Genomic DNA, 24,794 nt, shown 5'->3' on the forward strand with positions numbered 1-24,794 from the left:
AAGCTTTTGGCGCCCTCGGGGGTCTCTTCGCGGGCAAGCCTCGCTCCTACAGGGGTTCAGGATTTAGGTTTTGCGTGCGCCGCAAGGCGCTCCAGCGCCGCCCTTAAATTCGGGTCGGTAATCCCGTCAGCCGTCGCCTGAATGGTCGCCGCGGCATCCGTCGACAAATCCATGGTATGCCCAGCCGCTCCTTGCTGAACGGTCGGTGGTTGCACCTTGAACAGGATCCGCGTCAGGCTGGCGAACTCGTCGAACAGCTGTAACTGGCGTTGCAGACGCTTTTGTTGATAACGCAGGCGGGTGGCCCAGTGACCGTCGGTGACAATCAGCAATAAACTGCCTTCGCGCCACGACGCCACATGGCAATGCTCGCGGGCAGCCGGTTGCAGCTGGCTTTCTACCAGACGTTGCAAATGGCCCAGGCGTTGAGCGTGGCCAAAGATGGCTTTCAGCGGTTTGGCTTCGCGAAGCAGAACGGCGGGTGCTCTGGCCGTGAGAGGGCGAAATGCCATGATCGAACACCTGAAGTAACAGAATGGCCATGGTAACAGAAAGCACCCGCTGGTCCTGACCCATTGCTTTACGAGCGCTTTACCCATTAAATCAACGAGTAACTTGTACCCTCAATGGGTTGAAGTTCAGCAAAAAGCCCTTATTTTAAGTGAGCCCCGTCACAGCGCAGTGCATGCATCGTGGAATAACGCCACTTTCCTCACCATCGTTTCCGGGTAGAATGCTCGTTCGCATGCGGCCATGAGGGCTGCACGGGCGACTCACGGGGCCGCCCTCCATCCCTTTAGTGTGGAAGATCCTGCCGATATGTTTGCGCCTTTGTTAAAGAAACTTTTTGGAAGCAAGAACGAGCGTGAAGTCAAACGCATGCTCAAGACGGTGCAGCTCGTCAATGCCTTCGAAGAGCAAATGGTGGCCCTTTCGGACGATCAATTGCGTGCCAAGACCAACGAGTTCAAGGCCCGCCTCGCCAAAGGGGAAACCCTCGACAAGCTGCTGCCAGAAGCCTTTGCGGTCGCCCGCGAAGCCGGTAAGCGCGTCATGGGTATGCGCCACTTCGATGTCCAGCTGATCGGCGGCATGACCTTGCATGAAGGCATGATCGCGGAAATGCGTACCGGTGAAGGCAAGACCCTGGTGGCAACACTGGGCGTTTACCTCAACGCGCTGTCCGGCAAGGGCGTGCACGTTGTGACGGTGAACGACTACCTGGCCCGTCGTGACGCCAACTGGATGCGTCCGCTCTACGAATTCCTCGGCATGACGGTCGGCGTGGTCACGCCATTCCAGCCGCCGGAAGAGAAGCGCGCCGCTTACGCCGCCGACATCACCTACGGCACCAACAACGAATTCGGTTTCGACTACCTGCGCGACAACATGGCGTTCAGCATGGAAGAAAAATTCCAGCGCGAACTCAATTTTGCCGTGATCGACGAAGTCGACTCCATCCTCATCGACGAAGCCCGTACCCCGCTGATCATCTCCGGTCAGGCCGAGGACAGCTCCAAGCTGTACATCGAGATCAACAAACTGATCCCGCAGCTTGAATTGCACATCGAGGAAGTCGAAGGCGAAGTCACCAAGGCTGGCCACTACACCGTGGACGAGAAGACCCGTCAGGTCGAACTCAACGAAGCCGGTCACCAGTTCATCGAAGAAATGCTCACCCGCGTCGGCCTGCTGGCTGAAGGCGAGAGCCTGTATTCGGCGCATAACCTGGGCTTGCTGACTCACGTCTATGCCGGCCTGCGTGCGCACAAACTGTTCCATCGCAATGTCGAGTACATCGTGCAGGACGGTCAGGTGGTGCTGGTCGACGAACACACCGGCCGTACCATGCCGGGTCGCCGTTTGTCCGAAGGTCTGCACCAGGCCATCGAAGCCAAGGAAAACCTGAACATCCAGGCCGAGAGCCAGACCCTGGCGTCGACCACGTTCCAGAACTACTTCCGTCTGTACAACAAGCTGTCCGGCATGACCGGTACCGCGGACACCGAAGCGTTCGAATTCCATCAGATCTATGGCCTGCAGGTCATGGTCATCCCGCCGAACAAGCCGTTGGCGCGTAAAGACTACAACGACCTGGTGTTCCTGACCGCCGAAGAGAAATACGCGGCGATCATCGGCGACATCAAGGAGTGCATGGCTCAGGGCCGTCCGGTGCTGGTGGGTACCGCCACCATCGAAACGTCCGAGCACATGTCCGGCCTGCTTCAGAAGGAAGGCATCGAACACAAGGTTCTGAACGCCAAGTTCCACGAAAAAGAAGCCGAAATCATCGCTCAGGCCGGTCGTCCGGGTGCACTGACCATCGCCACCAACATGGCCGGTCGTGGTACCGACATCCTGTTGGGCGGTAACTGGGAAGTGGAAGTGGCGTCCTTGGAAGACCCGACTCCTGAGCAGATTGCCCAGATCAAGGCCGACTGGCAGAAACGTCACCAGCAAGTGCTGGAGTCGGGCGGCTTGCAGGTGATCGCTTCCGAGCGTCACGAATCGCGTCGTATCGACAACCAGTTGCGCGGTCGTGCCGGTCGTCAGGGCGACGCCGGTTCCAGCCGTTTCTACCTGTCGCTGGAAGACAGCCTGATGCGCATCTTCGCCTCTGACCGGGTGAAGAACTTCATGAAGGCGCTGGGCATGCAGTCCGGTGAAGCGATTGAACACCGCATGGTGACCAACGCCATCGAGAAGGCTCAGCGCAAGGTTGAAGGCCGCAACTTCGACATCCGTAAGCAGCTGCTTGAGTTCGACGACGTCAACAACGAACAACGTAAAGTGATCTATCACATGCGTAACAGTTTGTTGGCCGCTGACAACATTGGCGAAACCATTGCCGATTTCCGTCAGGACGTGCTCAACGCAACCGTCAGCGCACACATTCCGCCACAATCGCTGCCTGAGCAGTGGGACGTGTCCGGTCTGGAAGCGGCGTTGCAGAGCGACTTCGGTGTGGCGCTGCCGATCCAGCAATGGCTCGACGAAGACGACCACCTGTACGAAGAAACCCTGCGCGAGAAGCTGCTCAACGAACTGATCGCCGCGTACAACGAGAAAGAAGACCAGGCCGGTGCCGAAGCACTGCGCTCCTTCGAGAAGCAAATCGTACTGCGCGTGCTCGACGACCTGTGGAAAGACCACCTGTCGACCATGGATCACCTGCGTCACGGCATCCACTTGCGTGGTTATGCGCAGAAGAACCCGAAGCAAGAGTACAAGCGCGAGTCCTTCACCTTGTTCTCCGAGCTGCTGGATTCGATCAAGCGCGACTCGATTCGTGTGCTGTCGCACGTTCAGGTGCGCCGCGAAGATCCGGAAGCCGAAGAGCAACGTCTGCGTCAGGAAGCCGAGGCGCTGGCTGCGCGCATGCAGTTCCAGCACGACGAAGCGCCTGGCCTGGAGCAACCGGAAGTGTTGGGTGAAGAGATCGATGTAGCTCTCGCCACCGCACCGGTACGCAACGAGCAGAAACTGGGCCGCAACGAGCTGTGCTACTGCGGCTCGGGCAAGAAGTTCAAGCATTGCCACGGGCAGATCCAGTAAAACCCGTTTCAAACGCTGAAATACCCGCGCCGCGACCGGCTTATGCCGTCGCGGCGTTTTGCCATTCAAACCACCGTCTATCGCAATGACGGTGCAGACAACATTTTTTAAGGAGCGCATTCATGGCTGTTGGTCTTGGTCCTTTGCCAACGTTGCACCCGGTTGCCGGTTTTGAACTCGGTATCGCCTCGGCCGGTATCAAGCGCCCGGGGCGCAAGGATGTCGTGGTCATGCGCTGTGCCGAAGGTTCCACAGTGGCGGGCGTGTTCACCCTGAACGCCTTTTGCGCCGCTCCCGTGATCCTGGCCAAGCAACGCGTGCAAGGCCCGGTACGTTACTTGCTGACCAACACCGGCAATGCCAACGCCGGCACCGGCGAACCAGGCCTGGCCGCCGCCGAGCGCACCTGCGCCAAGCTGGCCGAGCTGACCGGCGTCGATGCCAGCCTGGTGCTGCCGTATTCCACCGGTGTGATCGGCGAACCGCTGCCGGTCGAGAAAATCGAAGGCGCGTTGCAAGCCGCCCTCGATGACTTGTCGGAAAACAACTGGGAAGCTGCCGCCACCGGCATCATGACCACCGACACCCTGCCCAAGGGCGCGAGCCGCCAGTTCCAGCATGACGGCGTGACCATCACCGTCACCGGCATCAGCAAAGGCGCGGGCATGATTCGCCCGAACATGGCGACCATGCTCGGTTACATCGCCACCGACGCCAAAGTCTCCCGCGAAGTGCTGCAAAACCTGCTTCTGGACGGCGCCAACAAGTCGTTCAACCGTATCACCATCGACGGCGACACCTCGACCAACGACTGCTGCATGCTGATCGCCACCGGCAAGGCTGCACTGCCGGAAATCACCCGTGCCGAAGGCGAGCTGTTCGCCAAGTTGAAACAAGCGGTATTCGAAGTGTGCATGGACGTGGCCCAGGCTATCGTGCGTGACGGCGAAGGCGCGACCAAGTTCGTCACTGTTGAAGTCAACGGCGGCGGCAATCACCAGGAATGCCTGGACGTCGGTTACACCGTGGCCCACTCGCCGCTGATCAAGACTGCGCTGTTCGCCTCCGATCCGAACTGGGGCCGCATCCTGGCCGCTGTAGGCCGTGCCGGTGTACCGAACCTGGACGTGAGCAAGATCGACGTGTTCCTGGGCGAGGTGTGCATCGCCAGCCGTGGCGCGCGTTCTGCCACCTACACCGAAGCCCAGGGCGCGGCGGTGATGCAGCAGGAAGAAATCACCATCCGCATCGAGCTGGGTCGCGGCGATTGCAGCGAAACCATCTGGACCACCGACCTGTCCCACGAATACGTGAAGATCAACGCCGAGTACCGCACGTAAGAAAGATCGCTTTCGCGGGCAAGCCTTGCGCCTACAGGTGGTGTGACCTGTAGGAGCGAGGCTTGCCCGCGAAGACCGACCACCAGACGCTAAAGATTCTGGCTTGTACTCTTACCAAAAGGCGCCCGAACATGAGCCTCCACCTGATCATCGGCGACAAACTGTATTCTTCCTGGTCCCTGCGCGCCGCGCTGGCCCTCGACCTGACCGGCGCGTCCTACACCGAAGAACTGATCAAGCTGAACCAGCCGGATACCCGCGCACGCGTGCTCATGCATTCGCCGACCGGGAAAGTCCCACTGCTGAAAAGCGAACACGGCACCATCGCCGATTCGCTGGCGATTGCCGAGTACCTGGCCGAGCAATTCCCCGATGCCGGCCTCTGGCCCAAAGACACCGCCGCCCGTGCTCAGGCGCGTTCGGCCTGCGCGCAGATGCACAGCGGTTTCTTCGCCATGCGCGGCAACATGCCGTTCGACCTGAGCCACAATGCGCCGTTGTTGCCGACTCCGCCTGACGTTCAGGCCGAGATCGAGCGCATGCTGGCGTTGTGGGCTGAGTGTCGTGCGGCCGCGACTGAAGCCGGCCCATTCCTGTTTGGTGGCGCGACCCTGGCCGATGCGTTTTTCGCACCGATCGCCGTCCGCCTGCGCACCTATCAAGTGAAGCTGCCCGAGGTCGATGCAGCCTATGTCGAAACCATTTACCAATGGCCAGCTTTCAAGGCCTGGCAGAAGGCAGGTCTGGAGGAGGTCGGGCAGTGAAACGAGTACACGTGGCCGCGGCGGTTATCCGCGATAGCAACGGCAAGATCCTCATCGCCCGGCGTGCCGACACCCAGCATCAGGGCGGCTTGTGGGAGTTCCCCGGTGGCAAGGTCGAGGATAACGAATCCGTCGAAACTGCCCTGGCCCGCGAGCTTCACGAAGAGTTGGGCATCGTGGTCAATACCGCGCGACCGTTGATCAAGGTTCACCACGACTACCCGGACAAGCAGGTGTTGCTGGATGTCTGGGAAGTCTCGGCGTTTACCGGCGAACCCCATGGTGCCGAAGGTCAGCCTTTGGCCTGGGTGACGGCGCGGGAACTGCTGGACTACGAGTTTCCGGCCGCGAACCAGCCGATCGTCGCGGCTGCACGCTTGCCCGGCGAGTACCTGATCACCCCGGACGGTCTGGAAACCCCGGCCTTGCTGCGCGGTATCCAGAAAGCCATCGCGGGCGGCATCAAGCTGATTCAGTTGCGTGCGCCCAATGGCTATGACCCGCAATACCGCGATCTGGCGGTGGACGCGGCGGGATTGTGTGCTGGCAAGGCGCAGTTGATGATCAAGGGGCCGTTTGAATGGCTGGGGGACTTCCCCTCCGCTGGTTGGCACATCACTGCCGCGCAGTTGCGCAAGTACGCGGCGGCCGGCCGACCGCTACCAGCGTCGCGCTGGTTGGCGGCGTCCTGCCACAACGCTGAAGAACTGGCGCTGGCCGAGCAGATGGGCGTGGACTTTGTGACCCTGTCGCCGGTGCAGCCGACCCAGACGCACCCGGATGCTCAGCCGCTGGGTTGGGAGCTGGCGTCGACTTTGATCGAAGGCTTCAGCAAACCGGTGTTCTTGTTGGGTGGTGTTGGCCCGGTAGAGCGGCAGAAAGCCTGGGAAGCGGGCGCACAAGGTGTGGCGGGGATTCGGGCGTTCTGGCCTGAGGCTTGATTTGCAGTGCTGTGATCATTCCCACGCTCCGCGTGGGAATGATCAGTCGATCAGTTTGAAGGTTTCGCCGCAGGCTGCCATAAAATCTCGGCAATCCCCTGGCGCTTGGCAATCAACCGTGCCGCCACAAACAACAAATCCGACAACCGATTGATATACGCCAGGCCCACCCCGGCCAACGGTTCGATCGCATTCAACTGCTGACAACGGCGTTCGGCACTGCGCGCCAGGCTGCGGCACACGTGGGCCTGGGCAATCAGCGCCGAACCGCCGGGCAGAATGAAATTCTCCAGCGGCCCCAGTTCTTCATTCCACACATCAATGGCCGCTTCCAGCCGTTCGATTTCTGCCGTGTTCAGTGCCTGATACACCGGCATGGCCAGTTCGCCACCGAGGTCGAACAACCGATGCTGGCAGGGCGCCAATACCTCGATCACTTCGCCAAGTCCGGGAAACTCGCCACTTTGCGCCGCCAACCCGGCCAACAGCACGCCCACCTGGCTGTTCAGCGTATCGACCTCGCCAATGGCCTCGATTCGCGGATGGTCCTTGGGCACCCGGCGGCCGTCGCCAAGCCCGGTTTCGCCTTTGTCGCCGGTGCGGGTGTAAATCTTCGACAAACGAAAGCCCATGGTTACCTCGACAGCTGATTGAGTTCTTGAGAGTTCACCGCAGTGCCCGACAAGGGCAGGCGCAAGGTGAAGCAAGTGCCTTGGCCCGGCGTCGATTGCACTTCCATCTGGCCCTTGTGGTTGTTGGTGATGATGAAATACGAAACCGAGAGCCCAAGGCCGGTGCCCTGACCGATTTCCTTGGTGGTGAAGAACGGCTCGAACGTGCGTTTGCGCACGCTTTCGCTCATGCCGATGCCGTTGTCCTCGACCTGGATTTCCGCCCACGGCGGATTCAGTTTTGTACGCAGAATGATCCGCCCCGGTTCGCGGTCGTCTGTACGCTGGTGAATGGCTTGCGCAGCGTTTTTCAGCAGGTTGAGCAGCACCTGTTCCAGTTCGTTGGCGGTGCCGGGTACCGGGCCCAGCGCCGGATCGAACTGGCGAATGATTGCCTGGCCCTTGAAGTCGAAGCCAATGGCCAGGTCGAAGTCGTTGCCGGCGATTTCCACCGCTTGATCGATCAGTGCCGGCAGGTCGCATGGCGCCATTTGCCGAGTGCTGCGGCGGCTGAAGCTGAGCATGTGGGTCACGATCTTCGCCGCCCGGGCGCCGGCCTGCTGAATGCCGTCGAGCAGCTGCGGTACTTCACGCGCTTTCAGGTACTTATTGACCGTTTCCAGTTCGATGCCCATTTGCTCGGCCTGTTCGAGGTTCTTCGGCAGGTCGGGGGACAGACGTCGACGAATGTTCTGCACGTTGTGCAGGATCGCGCCCAGCGGGTTGTTGATCTCATGGGCCATACCGGCGGCGAGGCCGCCGACCGAGAGCATTTTTTCCGACTGCACCATCATCTCTTCCAGGGACAGACGCTGGGTGATGTCGTCGATCCGGATGACCACGCCACGCCCGGCGCCGCCCATCAACGGGTAGAACGTCAGGGCGTAATGCCGGGGTTCGTCGTCTTTGGGCCAGGTAACGCGTTCGATCTTGGCCACCGTATGCTGCTCGACGGTTTGCTTGAGCTGCGGCAGGAATGGCTTGAGGGGTTTGAAGGCGAGAAAGATCGGCTGGTTCAAGGCTTCGTCCAGGCGCGTGCCGGACAGTGCGCTGGCCTCCTGATTCCACTGGGTCACGTAAAGCTGCTCGTCGAGGGCGATCAGCGCCGATGGCATGGAGTCGATGATGCTATTGAGGTAGTTTTGGAAACCGGTGAGTTTTTTCTCGATCTTGCTCCGCACCTGAACTTCCAGTTCCAGCTTGCGGTTGGTGTGACGGGTTTCTTCGGCCAGCCCCTGGGCCTGGTCGTAAGCCGCCTGGGAATCGTCGCGGGCACGCTTGAGCTGCTGCTCCCGGGCCTCGATGCGCGAGAGCATGGTGTTGAACGCTTCGGCGAGGCTGCCGATTTCATCGTGGTTGCCGCGAGAGGCGCGCAGGGCGTAGTTCTCTTCCCGGGTGACTTGCCGGGACAGCTCTTCGAGCTGATGGATGGGGCGGGTAATCAGGCGTTTGATTTGCCGGGCGATCACCAGCCACAACAGCACGCTGAAGATCAGAATCCCCAGGCTGGCGGTCAGGGTCCCGGTGTAGAACGCCATCGGCAATTCGCTGCTGGCCACCAGTAGCAGATGCCCGGGTGCGGTGCCGGGGCGGGGCAGGGTGATCACTTGATTGCTGCGAAACTCCGTGGCTTGCCAGGCTTCGAGGTGTCGGTAGTGTTCTGGCAGGTTCAGCGTGTCGCCGTGTTGCAGCTGCGCCAGACGCGTACCCGTGCCGTCGTAAAGGGCTGCCGCACGCAGTGGTGAATAACTGTTGAGTTCGTTGAGCAGGCGTTCGGCGTTTTGCGGCGACTTCAGCGCGTCGGACACCAGGCTCGGGTTGGACACCAGTCGGCCGATAGTCTGCAGGGCCTGGGGGGCCATGCTTTCCTGGGAGATGTAATACGCGGCACTGATAAAGGTCAGGTTGGCGACCAGCAAAACGGTGGTCAACAGCACCAGCAGGGCGGCCAGCAGTTTCTGGCCGACCGGAAGGTTTTCAAGGCGCTGGCGCAATGGCATCAGGTTCATCGCTGAAAAGGAACAAGTGGCCAGCGTAGCCGCTGCTCAGTCGCTGGGCAATCCAAGGCTGTGCAGATGAGCGATCAAGCGCTGCTGCAATTGATTGAGGTGGGGCAGGTTCAACTGATGCCGCGACGCAACTTTGCAGGCATGGCCCAACAGGTAGCTGATTTCGGTGCGGCGCTGATTGGCGACATCCTGGTACATCGAGGAGAAATTGGTCGCGGTCGCCTTGATCACCCGTTCGACTTCCTCCCGGAGGTTTTCGGCTGCCGCCGGCTGGCCGCAGCGCTCCAGCAGTTCGGTGAGTTCGGCGCACAGGGTGGCCACTTCGCACTGATGTTGCTGCAAACCGCCGTTGCGGCATTCGTGCAGGACGGTCAACGGGTTGATCGCACAATTGAGCGCCAGCTTGCGCCACAGCCTTGTGAGAATGTCGGTGCTCCACTCATGGGGAATGCCGGCGTCGCTCAAGTCCTCCAGCCAGAACGGTGCCACCGGATGGCCGGCATCTCCCAGCCAGGTGTAACCATGACCGGCAAACACCACGCGCCAGTCGCCATCGCGAAACGCGCCTTCGGTACTGGAAGCGAAGATGCAGCGGGCATGCGGGACTTGCGCGGCGACGGCGTCCTGGCTGCCAAGGCCGTTTTGCAACAGGATCAGTTCGGCGTCCGGGGTCAGGCGGTGGGCGAGCCGGGCCACGGCTGTTACGGCGTCATAGGCTTTACAGGCCACCAGCAGACGGCTGATCGGTCCGTCGCTGTCGGCTGTTTCGCCGGGCACCGGGTACACCCGCGCTTCGCCGTGCTCGACCAGCGTCAGCCCGCCCGCCGCCTGATAGGCCTGCAGGCGTGCCGCGTCCCGTACGATCAGCCTGACCGGCACTGAGGCCCGTGCCAGACGGGTGGCCCACAACGTGCCGAGGCTGCCGGCGCCCAGAACATGCCAAGGGGTCGACATCAGCTTTTTGCTCGGTTTGATGCTGGCATGTGAGGCTCGCAGTATCGGTTGGAAAAGACCCGTTATAATGAGCCCGATTTTAACCGCAAGCCAAGCGCGCTCCATCGTTATCGAGCGCGCCTTTTTATTGGAGAAATTACATGCCGTCGTTCGACGTGGTATCCGAACTGGACAAACACGAAGTCACCAACGCGGTCGAGAACGCCGTCAAGGAACTCGATCGTCGTTATGACCTGAAAGGCAAGGGCAGCTTCGAGTTCAAGGAAAAAGACCTGACCGTCAACCTGACCGCTGAAGCCGATTTCCAGCTCGAAGCGATGATCGAGATCCTCAAGCTGGCCCTGGTCAAGCGCAAGATCGACGTGCAATGCCTTGAAGTCAAGGATGCCTACGCGTCGGGCAAGCTGATGAAGCAGGAGGCGGTCCTCAAGGAAGGCATCGACAAAGAGCTGGCGAAGAAAATCGTCGCCCACGTCAAAGATGCCAAGCTCAAGGTCCAGGCTGCCATTCAGGGTGAGCAGGTGCGTATCACCGGTAAAAAGCGTGACGATCTGCAGGAAGCCATCGCCGCCCTGCGCGCCAAAACTTTCGACATGCCGCTGCAGTTCAATAACTTCCGCGACTGATCTTTCAAGCGGGAACCTCTCGGCGATTTCGACGTCCGAGGCCCAAGCAACGGCAGAAAGGATCGGGCCTTATGGGTTCGGTCTTTCTGCCGCTCATTTTTTGCGTGCCGGGTAGCCGGAAATCAGGAGAAAGAAGATGGATTTGAATGCTGAAGTGGACAACCTCGTCAAGGCGTCTCAAGCCTGGATTCCGATGATCATGGAATACGGCAGCCGCGTGTTGCTGGCGGTGATCACCCTGGCCGTTGGCTGGTGGCTGATCAACAAAGTCACGCAAAAACTGGGCGGCCTGCTGGCGTTGCGCAACGCCGACCTGGCGCTGCAAGGTTTCATCAGTAGCCTGGCGAACATCATCCTCAAGGTTCTGTTGATCGTCAGCGTGGCGTCGATGATCGGTGTGGAAACCACCTCCTTCGTCGCGGCTATCGGTGCGGCCGGTCTGGCCATCGGTCTGGCCCTGCAGGGCAGCCTGGCGAACTTTGCCGGCGGCGTGCTGATCCTGTTGTTCCGTCCGTTCCGTATCGGAGACTGGATCGAAGCCCAAGGTGTTGCCGGTACTGTCGACAGCATCCAGATCTTCCACACCGTACTGCGCACTGGCGATAACAAAACCATCATCGTGCCTAACGGTAATCTGTCGAACGGCATTATCACCAACACTAACCGTCAGCCGACCCGCAAAGTAGTATTTGATGTGGGTGTGGACTACGAAGCGGACTTGCAGAAGGCCCGTGAAGTGTTGCTGGACCTGGCCAAGGATCCGCGAGTATTGGCTGAGCCGGCACCGGAAGCGGTGATTTCCACACTGGGCGATAGTTCGATTACAGTTTCCCTGCGCGTGTGGGTGAAAACCGCTGACTATTGGAATGTGATGTTCATGTTTAACGAGCAATCGCGCGATCGCTTGAAGACTGCCGGCATCGATATTCCATTTCCGCAGCGGGTTATTCGCGTGGTGCAGGAATCGGCGGCGGTATAAGGATCAGTATTTCAACTAATGTCTGACCTTCTGGTCAGACATTTCGCAAGCCCCCGATCCTTTAAGCACAATGCTGTAGCCAATAAAAAAGGCCCATCCGAAGATGGGCCTTTTTGATTACCGCGAACTAACGAGCCGCAATTACAAGATCGACAGAGGGTAGTCGACGATCAGACGGAACTCGTTGATATCGCCTTCACCCTCGTCGGCGTTGGCGCGGTGCCATGCTTGACGGATGCGGAAGGACAGATCTTTAGCTGGGCCAGTTTGAACAACATACTTGGCTTCCAGGTTGGTTTCGTGGTGCTTGCCGTCTTCACCGTACAGTGGGTCACCGGTAGAGGTGCGGTACACACTGTTAGCAGCCAGACCGGTGCCATCAATATCCCAGCCTTTAACGTAACGGGTCATGAAGCTCAGACCAGGAATGCCGTACTCGGCCATTTTCAGGTCGTAACGGATCTGGGCAGACTTCTCGCCAGGGGCGTTGAAGTCAGAGTACTGGATGGAGTTGGCGAGGAAAATCGAGTCGCCGCCACGGTTGGTGCCAGGATTGTGACCACCTACACCGATGTAGTCGAACGGAGTATCACCATTGATTTTCTGGAAGGCGACGGTGACGGTGTGCGCTTTCAGGAACGAGAAAGCGGCTGCCAGGGAGTAGGCAGTGTTGCTGATATCGCCAGCCTTGGCATCGCCGGTATCGGTAGTACGATAAATATTACCGTCCAAGTTCAGCGACTGATCGCCACCCATCGGGATGGTGTAGTTCAGGTTGGCGTAGTACTGGTTCCAGATATCTTCAAGCTTGGCGCCGTACAGCGATGCACTCAGGTTGTCGGTGATGCCGTACTTGCCACCGAAGTAATCGATGGAATTGGCTTGTACGCCAGCGTAAGTCGCCCACAGCTCGCCATCACGAGCGTTTTTGTCCTGGCTGGTCGACGAGTAGAAATGACCAGCTTCGAGATCAAGGTCTTTGACTTCGCTGCTCTGCAGTTGGATACCACTGGCAGTTTGAGGAAGGACGCGGGAACCGCCAACAGCGAACACTGGAGCAGTGCTTGGCTGCATGTCACCGATTTTCAGCTCGGTTTTGGATACGCGGAATTTAACCGCTGCACCGGCTTTGCCCTGGCTGTCGTTGACGTGGCCATCGGCGTCGCGGCTCATGTTGCCCGTGCCGCCTGTGCCGTCGCCGCCGTCCAGTTTGATTGCCAGATAACCGAACGCATCAACACCGACGCCTACGGTACCTTGGGTGTAACCGGAGCTGAAGTTGCCCCAGAAACCCTGTGTCCAGTCTTTCTGGTCGTTTGCGCCGTCTTTCCGGTCACGGTTGAAGTAATAGTTGCGAAGCAGCAAGTTTAGCTTGGCGTCTTCAACAAAACCTTTGGCTTCAGCCTGGTCACTTACGAAAGGTGCGGCCGTAGCCAATTGAGTACTGGCTGCTGCAGCAACTGCCAGTGCGATCATGCTCCACTTCATCACGCGCATCGTGATTTGCTCCTTTGGTTTTTAGAAGAGTACTGCCGTCCCACCTGTTTTATTATCTGGGCGGCTCTTTCTTTTTGTGTCGGCGCAAACTTATATCACGCCGACCCTATTGGCGATACTTGCGCATCTAACCTTTCAGCTTCTTTACGACCCTGTCGCAAATGGCTTGATCAATGTCGCAAATTCACAATCCCGACACAATCGGACTGACAACTTCAGCGCTGTTTTCCAGGGCTTGAGCATCGGTAAAAAAGAGTCCCTTGTCCTGCACTTGAATCTCCATCGGGCAACCCTGCCACTGTTTTTATTGGTCTTCAGGCTTCCACTTCCAGTGGAGCGCTTATAGACGATACGAGTGTTGATGCAACAAGCGTGCACAAATCGGAATTCTGTTGCTGTTTTTTTCCGAAAACCTGCCTGTTGCCGTAAAAACCTCATAAAACCGGGGGGTTCAAGCTCATTTTATGTGGGCTTGACGCCATGCTTTGCATCGTGGTTACCACATCGAAGCTGCGGGGGTGACAACCAAAAGCGTTACCGGTTCACCCCGCCAGTGAGTAATTGGCGGATGCTGACGCACTGAGCGTAGACGCGTTGTGCGGTTTTGGTGCAAAAAATTTTATTTCCTGTACTGAATTCACGCATGGTGGCTTTGCCGTGGGTTCGAACGGTGCGTTGTTTATGGGCTGTTTCGGCGTTTTTTCCGTGATGGCCGGTTCCGTCATGGTGCGTCCTGAATCAAAATGGCGCATCACGACGCGCCCGCAGGACGGTGCTGGCGGCAGTTCGTCGTGAAGCGTGTGGCGTTCGCAGGTATGCTGCCGTCCTGTCGCTTGGTGCGCCGTCTTTCGGTGGGGGCGCTAAGCTGAAAAAAGATGACCAGAGGGGAGTGTGCGCTGTGTTCGCTTTAGATCCACGACTTCAACAAGACACGTTGCCAATCGGCGATTTCCCGCTCTGCCGGTTACTGCTGTCCAACGATTCGAATTACCCCTGGTTCATCCTCGTGCCACGCCGCGAGGATATCAGTGAAATATTTCAGCTGGATGGCGCAGATCAACAGCAGCTGTGGCGGGAAACGACTGAGCTGGCGGAAATCCTCAAGGACTCTTTCGACGCGGACAAGTTGAACGTCGCGGCCTTGGGTAACGTCGTCAATCAGTTGCACATGCATGTGATTGTGCGCAAGCGTGAGGACGCCGCCTGGCCAGCTCCGATCTGGGGCAAACAGGAGGCCAAGCCATACAGTTCAGAGCAGATCGCGACGATTCGCGAGCGACTGCGTCTGGTATTGACCGACGATTTCAAGTTTCTGGAGGGCTGAATCATGAGCCTGGACGACCGCGTTACCGATCTGGAAAGCCGGCTGGCGTTTCAGGATGACACCATCCAGGCATTGAATGATGTGCTGGTGGCGCAGCAGCGGGTGGTCGAGCGTCTGCAATTGCAAATGTCGGCGTTGCTCAAGCGGCAGGAGGAAATGGCCGGCCAGTTTGCGACGCTTGAAGAAGAAGAGGCGCCACCGCCCCATTACTAGGAAACAGGCAATAAAAAACCGCGAACAGCCAAGCTGTTCGCGGTTTTTTTTAGCCTTGAATCAGCGGCGCGGCAGTGCGGCGATCACATCTTCGGCTTGCAGGCCTTTGTCACGATTCATGACAGAGAACTCCACGCGCTGGCCTTCCACCAGAACGCGGTGGCCTTCACCGCGAATCGCCCGGAAATGCACGAAAATATCATCGCCGGAGTCACGGGAAATAAAGCCGAAGCCTTTGGAGGTGTTGAACCATTTGACGGTGCCAGTATCGCGGTTGCTCATGTCATAGCTTGGCGCGGCGGCGGTCGGTGAAGATTTGTAGAAACTGATGGCCAAGTGCAGGAATACGGCGATCAGGGCAGCGACCAGGCTGAACAGAACGGCAGGTTGACCGGCGATGACAGGCATCGGGGCGATCAGCGTCAGGGTTTGCAGCACGACAGCCAGAACCAGCAAGGCGCTGACCAGGTTTTGCAATTGATGACGCGGGCCTTTGTTCCAGTAAGGGATAACAGGCGCGAGGGTGAGGTTGAGCAGGCCGAAAAAGGCCAGGTACAGCGCATCGGGTTGTTGCAGGTAAGGTGCCGCTTCGGATCGCAGGCTAGGGATGAAGGACAGCAGCAGGGCTGCTGCGCCCATTAGCAGGTGGACGATTTTCAACATTTTGATTAACTCACGTTAAGACGGATCACAAGGAAGAGCTGATAGAGCACGGTTCGCTTCAGAACAATAAGAGGCGTTGGGCACGTACCTGATATCAGCCTATGCGCAGCCCCCGGAAAATAGGTGGTAGCGACACACTGCCTATTTAACAGCAAAGCCTGCGGCTACTCAAATCAGGCGGTCCGGCGGCGTTTCCATTGGCATGGTGCGCGGATGACGCTGCCGAGTGTGATTCGTGCGCTGTGTTTCTCGGATCTTTCGCCTTTTCGTTGAGTGATGTTGCGTCAGTTTTCGTAGGAAATCGTCCGGCCTAGGACGAGCTCCATGATCGCGCCTCCGTTGTTGGCTTATCCTACGTTGATGGTCATAAAGTCATCTGGATATACCGTAGCGCCTGCGCTTTTATAAGGAAACGGAATATGGCCTTTACAAGCAGCAAGGATGACAAAGGAGTGTCAACGGTATGGTTCATGAAGACAGACAAGGCGAGGGGAGGATCGGTCCACTCAAGGATATAAGGATTGATTCACTTGTCAGCGAATTCGATATGGGGCTGGTCCAGCCCTTATCCCGGTCAGTGCGTTTGAATGGTTTTGCGACCTGTTTGCGGCTTGAGCAGGTCTATTGGGATATTTTGGGCGACATGGCCAAGGTTAATTGCTGCTCGGTCAGCGCGCTGTTGTCCCATGTGGATCGTGAGGTGCACTTGCGCCATGGCGGGGTGAAAAACTTCACCGGGCTGGTGCGGGTTGTCTGTGTCGTGCACAGCCTGAAGGAGGGCAGTTGCCCCGTCATGGCTTAGCGAGAGCAGCTGAATGAGTCGAGTGTCGGTCTGTGCAGTCTTACGGCTGCACAGGCAGCATTTAATGGATATAATCCCGCTCTTTGCCGCAAAGCCCTGCATGCGCGGTAGCAATCTGATCGCCGAGACAACCCCCATGCCGATGTACGATTACCAATGTGCTTCCTGTGGTCATCAGTTGGAAGCCATTCAAAAGATCAGCGCAGCACCGCTGGTCGACTGCCCTGCCTGCCAGGCGCCAGAGCTTAAAAAGATGCTGTCCATGCCCGGTTTCCGCCTCAGTGGCACCGGCTGGTACGAAACCGACTTCAAGACCGGTTCCAAGAAAAATCTGGCCGGTGGCGACAAAGCTGACTAGGGTCTAGCGCCCGGGTTGAACGACACGCGCGAGCTCTTGCATCATCTGGCACCTTATTCAAGTGCGGTGGTGCGGTAAGACCTCCACCCGAATTTCGAATTACGAGAAGTGAAACCACTACCATGATGCGCAGCCATTATTGCGGCCAACTGAACGAAAGCCTGGAAGGCCAGGAAATTACCCTTTGCGGATGGGTTCACCGTCGCCGTGACCATGGCGGGGTGATTTTCCTCGATATCCGTGATCGTGACGGTCTGGCCCAGGTGGTGTTCGATCCGGACCGTGCCGAGAGCTTCGCCGCCGCCGATCGCGTGCGCAGCGAGTACGTCGTGAAGATCACCGGCAAGGTTCGCCTGCGTCCGGCCGGTGCAACCAACGCCAACATGGCGTCGGGCATGATCGAGGTCCTGGGCTACGAGCTGGAAGTGCTGAACGAATCGGAAACCCCGCCGTTCCCGCTGAACGAGTTCTCCGACGTTGGCGAAGAAACCCGCCTGCGTTATCGCTTCCTTGATCTGCGTCGCCCTGAAATGGCCGAGAAGCTGCGTCTGCGTTCGCGCATGACTACCAGCATCCGCCGCTATCTGGACGAGAACGGTTTCCTCGACGTCGAGACGCCGATCCTGACCCGTGCAACGCCGGAAGGCGCGCGTGACTATCTGGTGCCGAGCCGTACTCACGCCGGTTCGTTCTTCGCCTTGCCGCAATCGCCTCAGCTGTTCAAGCAGCTGTTGATGGTGGCCGGCTTCGACCGTTACTACCAGATCGCCAAGTGCTTCCGCGACGAAGACCTGCGTGCCGACCGTCAGCCGGAATTCACTCAGATCGACATCGAGACCAGCTTCCTCGATGAAAAAGACATCATGGGCCTGACCGAAGGCATGATCCGCAACCTGTTCAAGGAAGTGCTGGGTCTGGAATTCGGCGAATTCCCGCACATGACCTTCGAAGAGGCCATGCGCCGCTACGGTTCCGACAAGCCAGACCTGCGTAACCCGCTGGAACTGGTGGATGTTGCCGATCAGCTCAAGGAAGTCGATTTCAAGGTGTTCAGTGGCCCGGCCAATGACCCGAAATGCCGTATCGCCGCCTTGCGCGTTCCAGGCGGGGCGAGCATGCCGCGCAAGCAGATCGACGATTACACCAAGTTCGTCGGCATCTACGGAGCCAAGGGCCTGGCGTACATCAAGGTCAACGAGCGTGCTGCCGGTGTTGAAGGTCTGCAGTCGCCGATCGTGAAAAACATCCCGGAAGCCAACCTGAACGTGATCCTCGATCGCGTGGGTGCGGTCGATGGTGACATCGTGTTCTTTGGCGCCGACAAAGCCAAGATCGTCAGCGAAGCCCTGGGCGCGCTGCGGATCAAGCTGGGTCATGACCTCGAGCTGCTGACCTGCAAGTGGGCGCCAATGTGGGTCGTCGACTTCCCGATGTTCGAAGAGAACGACGACGGCAGCTTCAGCGCCTTGCACCACCCGTTCACCGCGCCGAAGTGCACTCCTGAAGAGCTGGAAGCCAACCCGGCCGGCGCTTTGTCCCGCGCCTACGACATGGTCCTGAACGGCACCGAGCTGGGTGGCGGTTCGATCCGTATCCACCGCAAGGAAATGCAACAGTCGGTGTTCCGTCTGTTGGGTATCAACGAAGCGGAACAGGAAGAGAAATTCGGCTTCCTGCTCGACGCCCTGAAATATGGCGCGCCGCCGCACGGTGGTCTGGCCTTCGGTCTGGACCGTCTGGTGATGCTGATGACCGGCGCCCAGTCGATCCGTGAAGTGATCGCCTTCCCGAAAACCCAGAGTGCTGCGGACGTGATGACGCAGGCTCCGGGCGTGGTAGATGCCAAGGCGTTGCGCGAACTGCACATTCGTCTGCGCGAAACGCCAAAGGCAGAGTAAAGCTGACCGCAAAGGCGCATCCTTTTGGGATGCGCCTTTTCTTTAGGTCGAGATTTTTTGTTGCTGGCCGACACTCCCTGTGTGGCGGGCGATGTTTCAAAGAGAAATTCGGAGCGAGTTATGGCGGGTCATTCCAAGTGGGCGAACATCAAGCACCGCAAAGAACGTCAGGATGCCAAGAAGGGCAAGATTTTCACCAAGTGGATTCGTGAACTGACGGTCGCTGCCCGTCAGGGCGGCGCTGATCCGGGCTCCAACCCGCGTCTGCGTCTGGCGCTGGATAAAGCGCTGGGCGCAAACATGAGCCGTGACATCATCGACCGCGCGGTGGCCCGTGGTGCCGGCGCTGCCGACACCGATGACATGGTCGAGCTGACCTACGAAGGCTATGGCCCGGGCGGCGTGGCGGTGATGGTCGAATGCATGACCGATAATCGCAACCGTACCGCAGCCGCTGTTCGCCATGCGTTCAGCAAGTGCGGCGGCAACCTCGGTACCGACGGTTCGGTGGCTTATCTGTTCGAACGCAAAGGGCAGATTTCCTTCGCGCCAGGGGTTGATGAGGACGCGCTGATGGAAGCCGCCATGGAAGCCGACGCCGATGACGTGGTGACCAACGAAGACGGCTCCATCGACGTGTTTACCTCGTTCGCCGGCTTCTATTCCGTGCGTAACGCCTTGGAGGCCGCAGGCTTCAAGGGCAGCGATGCGGAAATCGTCATGTTGCCGACCACCAGTGCCGAACTGGATCTGGAAGGCGCCGAGAAGGTTCTCAAGCTGATCGACATGCTCGAAGACCTGGATGACGTGCAGAACGTGTATTCCAACGCGGACATTCCGGAGGCGGTGGCCGCACAGCTCGGTTGATGCCTTTATAAAGATCGCAGCCTTCATCAGCCCTGCAGGTGCTGGCGAAGCCTGCGATCTTTTGATTTTCAGCTATTTATTTTAAAGATCGTCCGAACGCGGCCCGAGCCTTCGGCAGCTCCTACGGTTACTCTCAGATATTCGCACTAGCTTCGCAGGCGTTATGACTTTAATTCTTGGTATCGACCCCGGCTCGCGTATCACCGGTTACGGCATTGTTCGCGATACTGGCCGTGGTTGTGTTTACGTGGCATCGGGCTGTATCCGCACCGGTGCCGGCGAGTTGCATGAGCGTCTGCAGATCGTCTATCGCGGTGTGCGTGAAATCATTCAGACTTATGGTCCGGTCACCATGGGCATCGAAAAGGTGTTCATGGCGCGCAATGCTGACTCCGCGCTGAAACTGGGGCAGGCCCGTGGCGCGGCGATTGTCGCCGGCGCCGAAGAGAGCCTGGAAATTGCCGAGTACACCGCAACCCAGGTCAAGCAGGCCGTGGTCGGCACCGGCGCCGCCAATAAAGAACAAGTGCAAATGATGGTCATGCACATGCTGAAACTGACCAGCAAGCCGCAAATCGATGCCTCGGATGCCCTGGCCATCGCGATTTGCCACGCTCACACCCGTTCCAGCCTGTTGCCCCATGGCCTGGGCGCGGCACGCAGTCGTGGCGGGCGCCTGCGTCTCTGATAGCATCAGCAATCATTTTTTGTGGGATGAGGGTTTTGCGCCTGTGTAGTCGGTGCAAAACCCTTGTTCTGTCAGTCGCCAGCACTGATCTGGCCAACGCTCAAGGATCTGAAACGTGATTGGACGCTTGCGCGGCACTTTGGCTGAGAAACAGCCGCCGCACCTGATTCTGGATGTAAACGGTCTGGGGTATGAGCTGGAAGTGCCCATGACCACGCTTTATCGCTTGCCGTCGGTCGGTGAACCGCTGACCCTGCACACCCATTTGGTCGTACGCGAAGACGCGCAGTTACTCTATGGCTTCTTCGGCAAGCGTGAGCGAGACTTTTTTCGCGAACTGATCCGTCTCAATGGGGTAGGGCCGAAACTGGCGCTGGCCCTGATGTCGAGCCTGGAAGTCGACGAGTTGATCCGTTGCGTGCAGTCCCAGGACACCTCGGCACTGACCAAGGTGCCGGGCGTTGGCAAGAAGACTGCCGAGCGTTTGCTGGTGGAACTCAAGGATCGCTTCAAAGCCTGGGAAACCGTACCGAGCATGTTTGCGTTGGTGCCGAACCAGCCGGATGCGCCAGCGCAACAAGTCGCTGCCGCCGAAAATGACGCGGTCAGCGCGCTGATTTCCCTGGGCTACAAGCCGCAGGAAGCCAGCAAGGCGATTTCCGCGATCAAGGAGAAAGGTTTGAGCAGTGAAGACATGATTCGTCGTGCCCTGAAGGGAATGATCTAAGTGATTGAAGCTGATCGTCTGATCGCCGCTACGGGTGGCCCCCGTGAGCGCGAAGAAGTCCAGGACCGGGCGATTCGTCCCGTCAGCCTGGCCGAATACATTGGCCAGCCGACCGTTCGCGAGCAAATGGAGTTGTTCATCCAGGCCGCGCGCGGGCGCAATGAATCGCTGGATCACACCCTGATTTTCGGCCCGCCGGGTCTGGGTAAAACCACCCTGGCCAACATCATTGCCCAGGAAATGGGCGTGTCGATCAAAAGCACCTCGGGGCCGGTCCTCGAGCGTCCTGGTGATCTGGCTGCATTGCTGACCAACCTTGAGCCCCATGACGTGCTGTTCATCGACGAGATCCATCGGTTGTCGCCGATCGTCGAAGAAGTGCTGTACCCGGCCATGGAAGATTTCCAGCTCGACATCATGATCGGCGAAGGGCCGGCGGCGCGCTCGATCAAGCTCGATCTGCCACCGTTTACCCTGGTTGGCGCGACGACCCGTGTCGGTATGCTGACCAACCCGTTGCGCGACCGTTTCGGAATCGTCCAGCGCCTGGAGTTCTACAGCACCGCCGACCTGGCAACGATTGTCAGCCGTTCGGCGAACATTCTCGGTTTGCCGCTGGACCCGGAAGGCGCCTTTGAAATCGCCCGGCGTGCCCGTGGCACACCGCGAATCGCCAACCGTTTGCTACGCCGGGTCCGGGATTTTGCCGAGGTTCGTGCCAAGGGTCACATCACCAAACCAATCGCCGACCTGGCCTTGAACCTGCTGGATGTCGATGAGCGTGGCTTCGACCATCAGGACCGACGCCTGCTGTTGACCATGATCGAGAAGTTCGACGGTGGGCCGGTGGGGGTGGACAGTCTGGCCGCTGCTATCAGCGAAGAACGCCACACCATTGAAGATGTGCTGGAGCCGTACCTGATCCAGCAGGGCTATATCATGCGCACGCCGCGGGGGCGGGTAGTGACCCGGCATGCGTATTTGCACTTCGGCTTAAACATTCCGTCACGATTGGGCGAGATGCCCGTGGTAGACGAGTTCCTCGATGCCGTGGACGATTAATCACCTTTGCGCGCTGATTTATTCAGGGTTTGTGCTGTCCCAGGACGGTACTTTCGCCAGAAAGCCGCGAATCAATGAAAAACAGTTGCCTGGCCGGATTGGCAACCTGAGGAGTAAGCACTAGAGTATGCGCGCGCAAAACGGGCTTGAGCCGTTCGCACATCGTTGTCGCGTTTATTACGAGGACACCGATGCCGGCGGCATCGTGTATTACGTCAATTACCTCAAGTTTATGGAACGGGCTCGAACCGAGCGGCTCCGAGAGCTGGGCTTTGCCCAGTCGGCGCTGGCAGGGGAGGACCTGTTGTTCGTCGTGCATTCCAGCGAAGCGCGTTATCACGCGCCGGCGCGACTGGACGACGAGCTGCTGGTAAGCGCCGAAGTAATTGAATTGAACCGGGTCAGCCTGCGCTTCAAACAGCAGGTCAGGCGGGCTACGGATAACGTGCTGCTCTGCGAAGGGCAGTTTCTGGTGGCCTGTGTGCGCACTAACAGTTTGAAACCCCGGGCCATTCCCGAAGCTCTACGTGCGGCCTTTGCCGACGTGAGCGGCGCGGGTACACACTCAAAGCAGGAGATAAAGCGTGGAAGCTAACGTCGTCGACCATTCCTCCATGTGGAGCCTGGTCAGCAATGCCAGTGTCGTGGTGCAACTGGTAATGCTGATTCTGGTAGCCGCATCGGTGACCTCGTGGATCATGATCTTTCAGCGCAGCAACTTGCTGCGCGCCGGTCGACGTGCCCTGGAGAGCTTTGAAGAGCGCTTCTGGTCCGGTATCGACCTGTCCAAACTCTACCGTCAGGCTGGCAGCAACCCTGATCCGGATTCCGGCGTCGAGCAGATCTTCCGTGCCGGCTTCAAGGAATTCTCCCGTCTGCGCCAGCAGTCGGGCGTTGATCCGGAAGCGGTCATGGAAGGCGTGGCGCGTGCCATGCGCGTAGCCATCTCCCGTGAGGAAGAGAAGCTCGAGCAGAGCCTGCCGTTCCTCGCCACCGTCGGTTCCGTCAGCCCGTACATCGGTCTGTTCGGTACAGTCTGGGGCATCATGAACTCCTTCCGTGGTCTGGCGACCGCCCAGCAAGCGACCCTGGCCACTGTGGCTCCAGGTATCGCCGAAGCACTGGTTGCTACTGCGATCGGTCTGTTCGCCGCCATCCCGGCCGTTATCGCCTACAACCGTTTTGCTGCCCGCAGCGAAACCCTGCTGGGCCGCTATTACACCTTCGCCGACGAATTCCAGGCGATCCTGCACCGTAAAGTGCACACCAGCGAAGAATAAGCAGGTAATTTCCAATGGCTTTAATCGCTCGAGCTCGCAAAAAGCGCAAGCCGGTTGCCGAGATGAACGTGGTGCCTTACATCGACGTGATGCTGGTACTGCTGGTCATCTTCATGGTGACCGCGCCGATGCTCAATCAGGGCGTGAAAGTTGATCTGCCCAAGGTTTCCAGCGAAGCCTTGCCGCAGGACAACAACACTCAGGTCCTGACCATTTCGATCAAGGCTGACAAGACCTACTACTGGAACCTTGGCAGCGAAGTCGACACCGAAAAGCAGCAGGACAAGGCCATGACCTTGCCGCAAATGACCGACGCCGTGACCAAGATCATTCGCGTTGGTAACGGTAACGGCAAGCGCACGCAGGTGTTCATTCGTGGCGACAAAACCGTCGATTATGGCGCCGTCATGGGCGCCATGGGCGGGTTGCAGAAGGCCGGGGTCGGTAATGTTGGCTTGATTACCGAGGCGCCCTGATGCAGCAACTGCGAGAGCCGTCCGCCTCGGAAAGCTACTTCTGGCCTAGTGTCTGGGCGATTGTCTTGCACGTGCTGGTGTTCGGCATGCTGTTCGTCAGTTTCGCCTTCACACCGGAGCTGCCGCCGGCCAAGCCGATTGTCCAGGCAACCCTGTACCAGCTGAAATCGAAAAGTCGGGCGACCACCCAGACCAATCAGAAGATCGCGGGTGAGGCGCAGAAATCTGCTGCGCGTCAGACCGAAGTCGAGCAGATGGAACAGAAGAAGGTCGAGCAGGAAGCGGTGAAGGCTGCGGAACAAAAGAAAGAAGAAGCGGCTCAAAAGGCCGAGGAAGCCAAGAAGGCCGACGAGTCGAAGAAAGCGGAAGAGGCGAAAAAGGCTGATGAAGCCAAGAAAGCCGACGAAGCGAAGAAGACCGCCGAAGCCAAAAAGGCCGAAGAGAAACAATTGGCTGATATAGCCAAGAAGAAAGCCGAAGAAGAAGCCAAAAAAGCTGCTGAAGAAGAGGCCAAGAAAGCGGCCGCTGAAGAAGCGAAGAAAAAGATCGTCGAAGACGCGAAGAAGAAAGCCGCGGAAGACGCCAAGAAGAAAGCTGAAGCGGAAGAGGCGAAGAAGAAAATCGCCGAAGACGCGAAGAAGAAAGCGACTGCCGATGCTGCGAAGAAGAAAGCGCAGGATGCGGCTCGCAAGTCGGTAGAGGACAAGAAGGCTCAGGCTCTGGCTGACTTGCTGTCCGATAAGACCGAGCGTCAGCAGGCTTTGGCGGATGAGCAAGGCGATGAAACCGCGGGCAACTTTGATGATCTGATTCGTTCGCGAGCATCTGAAGGTTGGGCGCAGCCACCGTCGGCCCGCAAGGGCATGAAGGTGATTCTGCAAATCAACATGCTCCCTGACGGAACGATCTCCGGTGTTTCGGTTGCTCATTCCAGCGGTGACGCGCCGTTCGACAGTTCTGCAGTCGCGGCTGTAAAAAATATTGGTCGATTGACCGAAATGCAGGGTCTGAAGCCAGCTGATTTCGCACCCTATCGTTCATTCAAGATGACATTCACACCTGAGGATTTAGCCTTGTGAGAAACCTTCTTCGAGGACTGC

The 24,794-nt window shown here is 58.5% G+C and carries 26 protein-coding genes; 20 read left to right on the forward strand and 6 right to left on the reverse strand.

The window, feature by feature from the left end; all coding sequences use genetic code 11:
• Positions 1-56 precede the first annotated feature (56 nt).
• Positions 57-512 (reverse strand): DUF721 domain-containing protein, encoded by a 456-nt coding sequence (locus AC1RL4_RS09510; RefSeq protein WP_018926518.1) that lies wholly within the window; start codon positions 510-512, stop codon positions 57-59.
• Positions 513-819: 307 nt separating this feature from the next.
• On the opposite strand from AC1RL4_RS09510, the gene secA reads away from it, so the two are divergent.
• The 4 genes from secA (at position 820) to AC1RL4_RS09530 (ending at position 6,600) form a co-directional block, all read left to right on the forward strand.
• Positions 820-3,555, forward strand: coding sequence for a preprotein translocase subunit SecA (gene secA / locus AC1RL4_RS09515; RefSeq protein ID WP_019581493.1), 2,736 nt, complete (start codon positions 820-822; stop codon positions 3,553-3,555).
• A gap of 122 nt (positions 3,556-3,677) precedes the next feature.
• Positions 3,678-4,895, forward strand: coding sequence for a bifunctional glutamate N-acetyltransferase/amino-acid acetyltransferase ArgJ (gene argJ / locus AC1RL4_RS09520; protein ID WP_019581492.1), 1,218 nt, complete (start codon positions 3,678-3,680; stop codon positions 4,893-4,895).
• A 131-nt stretch (positions 4,896-5,026) separates the two neighbouring features.
• Positions 5,027-5,659, forward strand: coding sequence for a glutathione S-transferase family protein (locus AC1RL4_RS09525; RefSeq protein WP_493119559.1), 633 nt, complete (start codon positions 5,027-5,029; stop codon positions 5,657-5,659).
• The gene (locus AC1RL4_RS09530; protein WP_019581490.1) at positions 5,656-6,600 is read left to right on the forward strand and encodes a Nudix family hydrolase; all 945 of its coding nucleotides are present in this window, start codon (positions 5,656-5,658) and stop codon (positions 6,598-6,600) included. Before AC1RL4_RS09525 ends, AC1RL4_RS09530 begins: the two co-directional genes overlap by 4 nt.
• Before the next feature lie 50 nt (positions 6,601-6,650).
• Here AC1RL4_RS09530 and AC1RL4_RS09535 read toward each other — a convergent pair whose 3' ends face one another.
• The 3 genes from AC1RL4_RS09535 to AC1RL4_RS09545 are packed head-to-tail and all read right to left on the reverse strand — an operon-like array spanning position 6,651 to position 10,234.
• Entirely contained in the window at positions 6,651-7,232 is a 582-nt protein-coding gene (locus AC1RL4_RS09535) for a cob(I)yrinic acid a,c-diamide adenosyltransferase (RefSeq protein WP_019581489.1), read from the reverse strand.
• A 2-nt stretch (positions 7,233-7,234) separates the two neighbouring features.
• Positions 7,235-9,271: a sensor histidine kinase gene (locus AC1RL4_RS09540; RefSeq protein ID WP_028939417.1), complete on the reverse strand. Its 2,037-nt coding sequence runs from the start codon at positions 9,269-9,271 to the stop codon at positions 7,235-7,237.
• A 45-nt stretch (positions 9,272-9,316) separates the two neighbouring features.
• Positions 9,317-10,234 (reverse strand): putative 2-dehydropantoate 2-reductase, encoded by a 918-nt coding sequence (locus AC1RL4_RS09545; RefSeq protein ID WP_028939416.1) that lies wholly within the window; start codon positions 10,232-10,234, stop codon positions 9,317-9,319.
• A 140-nt stretch (positions 10,235-10,374) separates the two neighbouring features.
• Here AC1RL4_RS09545 and AC1RL4_RS09550 point away from each other — a divergent pair, with 140 nt between their 5' ends.
• Positions 10,375-10,860, forward strand: coding sequence for a YajQ family cyclic di-GMP-binding protein (locus AC1RL4_RS09550; protein WP_018926510.1), 486 nt, complete (start codon positions 10,375-10,377; stop codon positions 10,858-10,860).
• A 136-nt stretch (positions 10,861-10,996) separates the two neighbouring features.
• Entirely contained in the window at positions 10,997-11,839 is an 843-nt protein-coding gene (locus tag AC1RL4_RS09555) for a mechanosensitive ion channel family protein (protein ID WP_230175469.1), read from the forward strand.
• A gap of 141 nt (positions 11,840-11,980) precedes the next feature.
• Here the strand turns inward: AC1RL4_RS09555 and AC1RL4_RS09560 are convergent, their stop codons facing one another.
• The gene (locus AC1RL4_RS09560) at positions 11,981-13,336 is read right to left on the reverse strand and encodes an OprD family porin (RefSeq protein ID WP_019581485.1); all 1,356 of its coding nucleotides are present in this window, start codon (positions 13,334-13,336) and stop codon (positions 11,981-11,983) included.
• Between the two features lie 561 nt (positions 13,337-13,897).
• Here AC1RL4_RS09560 and AC1RL4_RS09565 point away from each other — a divergent pair.
• From AC1RL4_RS09565 to AC1RL4_RS09575, 3 genes are all read left to right on the forward strand, one after another.
• Positions 13,898-14,131 carry a hypothetical protein gene (locus tag AC1RL4_RS09565; protein WP_155954628.1) on the forward strand — a complete coding sequence of 78 codons (234 nt, stop codon included), beginning with the start codon at positions 13,898-13,900 and terminating at the stop codon, positions 14,129-14,131.
• Between the two features lie 103 nt (positions 14,132-14,234).
• Positions 14,235-14,660, forward strand: a complete 426-nt coding sequence (locus AC1RL4_RS09570; RefSeq protein ID WP_007933275.1) for an HIT family protein — start codon at positions 14,235-14,237, stop codon at positions 14,658-14,660.
• Between the two features lie 3 nt (positions 14,661-14,663).
• Positions 14,664-14,873 carry a SlyX family protein gene (locus tag AC1RL4_RS09575; RefSeq protein WP_019581483.1) on the forward strand — a complete coding sequence of 70 codons (210 nt, stop codon included), beginning with the start codon at positions 14,664-14,666 and terminating at the stop codon, positions 14,871-14,873.
• Between the two features lie 60 nt (positions 14,874-14,933).
• Here the strand turns inward: AC1RL4_RS09575 and AC1RL4_RS09580 are convergent, their stop codons facing one another.
• Complete coding sequence (locus AC1RL4_RS09580) at positions 14,934-15,536, reverse strand: cold-shock protein (protein ID WP_028939415.1); 603 nt, start codon at positions 15,534-15,536, stop codon at positions 14,934-14,936.
• Positions 15,537-15,999: 463 nt separating this feature from the next.
• Here AC1RL4_RS09580 and AC1RL4_RS09585 point away from each other — a divergent pair, with 463 nt between their 5' ends.
• The 11 genes from AC1RL4_RS09585 to tolA all read left to right on the forward strand — a co-directional run bounded on the left by AC1RL4_RS09585 (position 16,000) and on the right by tolA (position 24,773).
• Complete coding sequence (locus AC1RL4_RS09585) at positions 16,000-16,338, forward strand: ribbon-helix-helix domain-containing protein (protein ID WP_019581482.1); 339 nt, start codon at positions 16,000-16,002, stop codon at positions 16,336-16,338.
• Between the two features lie 136 nt (positions 16,339-16,474).
• On the forward strand, positions 16,475-16,696 hold the full coding sequence (locus tag AC1RL4_RS09590) for an FmdB family zinc ribbon protein (RefSeq protein WP_010457489.1): 222 nt from the start codon (positions 16,475-16,477) through the stop codon (positions 16,694-16,696).
• Positions 16,697-16,818: 122 nt separating this feature from the next.
• Entirely contained in the window at positions 16,819-18,594 is a 1,776-nt protein-coding gene (aspS, locus tag AC1RL4_RS09595; protein WP_018926502.1) for an aspartate--tRNA ligase, read from the forward strand.
• 120 nt (positions 18,595-18,714) lie between these two features.
• Positions 18,715-19,461, forward strand: a complete 747-nt coding sequence (locus AC1RL4_RS09600) for a YebC/PmpR family DNA-binding transcriptional regulator (protein WP_018926501.1) — start codon at positions 18,715-18,717, stop codon at positions 19,459-19,461.
• Positions 19,462-19,624: 163 nt separating this feature from the next.
• Positions 19,625-20,149 (forward strand): crossover junction endodeoxyribonuclease RuvC, encoded by a 525-nt coding sequence (gene ruvC / locus AC1RL4_RS09605; protein WP_018926500.1) that lies wholly within the window; start codon positions 19,625-19,627, stop codon positions 20,147-20,149.
• A 115-nt stretch (positions 20,150-20,264) separates the two neighbouring features.
• Positions 20,265-20,876, forward strand: a complete 612-nt coding sequence (gene ruvA, locus AC1RL4_RS09610) for a Holliday junction branch migration protein RuvA (RefSeq protein ID WP_007933256.1) — start codon at positions 20,265-20,267, stop codon at positions 20,874-20,876.
• Positions 20,877-21,938, forward strand: a complete 1,062-nt coding sequence (ruvB, locus tag AC1RL4_RS09615) for a Holliday junction branch migration DNA helicase RuvB (RefSeq protein ID WP_493119566.1) — start codon at positions 20,877-20,879, stop codon at positions 21,936-21,938.
• Positions 21,939-22,065: 127 nt separating this feature from the next.
• Positions 22,066-22,533 (forward strand): tol-pal system-associated acyl-CoA thioesterase, encoded by a 468-nt coding sequence (gene ybgC / locus AC1RL4_RS09620; RefSeq protein WP_007933231.1) that lies wholly within the window; start codon positions 22,066-22,068, stop codon positions 22,531-22,533.
• Entirely contained in the window at positions 22,523-23,218 is a 696-nt protein-coding gene (tolQ, locus tag AC1RL4_RS09625; protein ID WP_018926498.1) for a protein TolQ, read from the forward strand. Before ybgC ends, tolQ begins: the two co-directional genes overlap by 11 nt.
• A 23-nt stretch (positions 23,219-23,241) precedes the next feature.
• The gene (gene tolR, locus AC1RL4_RS09630) at positions 23,242-23,694 is read left to right on the forward strand and encodes a protein TolR (protein WP_169342487.1); all 453 of its coding nucleotides are present in this window, start codon (positions 23,242-23,244) and stop codon (positions 23,692-23,694) included.
• Positions 23,694-24,773: a cell envelope integrity protein TolA gene (tolA, locus tag AC1RL4_RS09635; RefSeq protein ID WP_018926496.1), complete on the forward strand. Its 1,080-nt coding sequence runs from the start codon at positions 23,694-23,696 to the stop codon at positions 24,771-24,773. Before tolR ends, tolA begins: the two co-directional genes overlap by 1 nt.
• Positions 24,774-24,794 lie beyond the last annotated feature (21 nt).

The organism is Pseudomonas sp. GW822-FHT07A10 (assembly GCF_058798795.1).

What these genes read in the sequence shown, in the direction of transcription:
- AC1RL4_RS09510 (WP_018926518.1), bottom strand. Translation starts at nt 512, where the DNA reads ATGGCATTTCGCCCTCTCACGGCCAGAGCACCCGCCGTTCTGCTTCGC.
- secA (WP_019581493.1), top strand. Translation starts at nt 820, where the DNA reads ATGTTTGCGCCTTTGTTAAAGAAACTTTTTGGAAGCAAGAACGAGCGT.
- argJ (WP_019581492.1), top strand. Translation starts at nt 3,678, where the DNA reads ATGGCTGTTGGTCTTGGTCCTTTGCCAACGTTGCACCCGGTTGCCGGT.
- AC1RL4_RS09525 (WP_493119559.1), top strand. Translation starts at nt 5,027, where the DNA reads ATGAGCCTCCACCTGATCATCGGCGACAAACTGTATTCTTCCTGGTCC.
- AC1RL4_RS09535 (WP_019581489.1), bottom strand. Translation starts at nt 7,232, where the DNA reads ATGGGCTTTCGTTTGTCGAAGATTTACACCCGCACCGGCGACAAAGGC.
- AC1RL4_RS09540 (WP_028939417.1), bottom strand. Translation starts at nt 9,271, where the DNA reads ATGCCATTGCGCCAGCGCCTTGAAAACCTTCCGGTCGGCCAGAAACTG.
- AC1RL4_RS09545 (WP_028939416.1), bottom strand. Translation starts at nt 10,234, where the DNA reads ATGTCGACCCCTTGGCATGTTCTGGGCGCCGGCAGCCTCGGCACGTTG.
- AC1RL4_RS09550 (WP_018926510.1), top strand. Translation starts at nt 10,375, where the DNA reads ATGCCGTCGTTCGACGTGGTATCCGAACTGGACAAACACGAAGTCACC.
- AC1RL4_RS09555 (WP_230175469.1), top strand. Translation starts at nt 10,997, where the DNA reads ATGGATTTGAATGCTGAAGTGGACAACCTCGTCAAGGCGTCTCAAGCC.
- AC1RL4_RS09560 (WP_019581485.1), bottom strand. Translation starts at nt 13,336, where the DNA reads ATGCGCGTGATGAAGTGGAGCATGATCGCACTGGCAGTTGCTGCAGCA.
- AC1RL4_RS09575 (WP_019581483.1), top strand. Translation starts at nt 14,664, where the DNA reads ATGAGCCTGGACGACCGCGTTACCGATCTGGAAAGCCGGCTGGCGTTT.
- AC1RL4_RS09580 (WP_028939415.1), bottom strand. Translation starts at nt 15,536, where the DNA reads ATGTTGAAAATCGTCCACCTGCTAATGGGCGCAGCAGCCCTGCTGCTG.
- AC1RL4_RS09585 (WP_019581482.1), top strand. Translation starts at nt 16,000, where the DNA reads ATGGTTCATGAAGACAGACAAGGCGAGGGGAGGATCGGTCCACTCAAG.
- AC1RL4_RS09590 (WP_010457489.1), top strand. Translation starts at nt 16,475, where the DNA reads ATGCCGATGTACGATTACCAATGTGCTTCCTGTGGTCATCAGTTGGAA.
- aspS (WP_018926502.1), top strand. Translation starts at nt 16,819, where the DNA reads ATGATGCGCAGCCATTATTGCGGCCAACTGAACGAAAGCCTGGAAGGC.
- AC1RL4_RS09600 (WP_018926501.1), top strand. Translation starts at nt 18,715, where the DNA reads ATGGCGGGTCATTCCAAGTGGGCGAACATCAAGCACCGCAAAGAACGT.
- ruvC (WP_018926500.1), top strand. Translation starts at nt 19,625, where the DNA reads ATGACTTTAATTCTTGGTATCGACCCCGGCTCGCGTATCACCGGTTAC.
- ybgC (WP_007933231.1), top strand. Translation starts at nt 22,066, where the DNA reads ATGCGCGCGCAAAACGGGCTTGAGCCGTTCGCACATCGTTGTCGCGTT.
- tolA (WP_018926496.1), top strand. Translation starts at nt 23,694, where the DNA reads ATGCAGCAACTGCGAGAGCCGTCCGCCTCGGAAAGCTACTTCTGGCCT.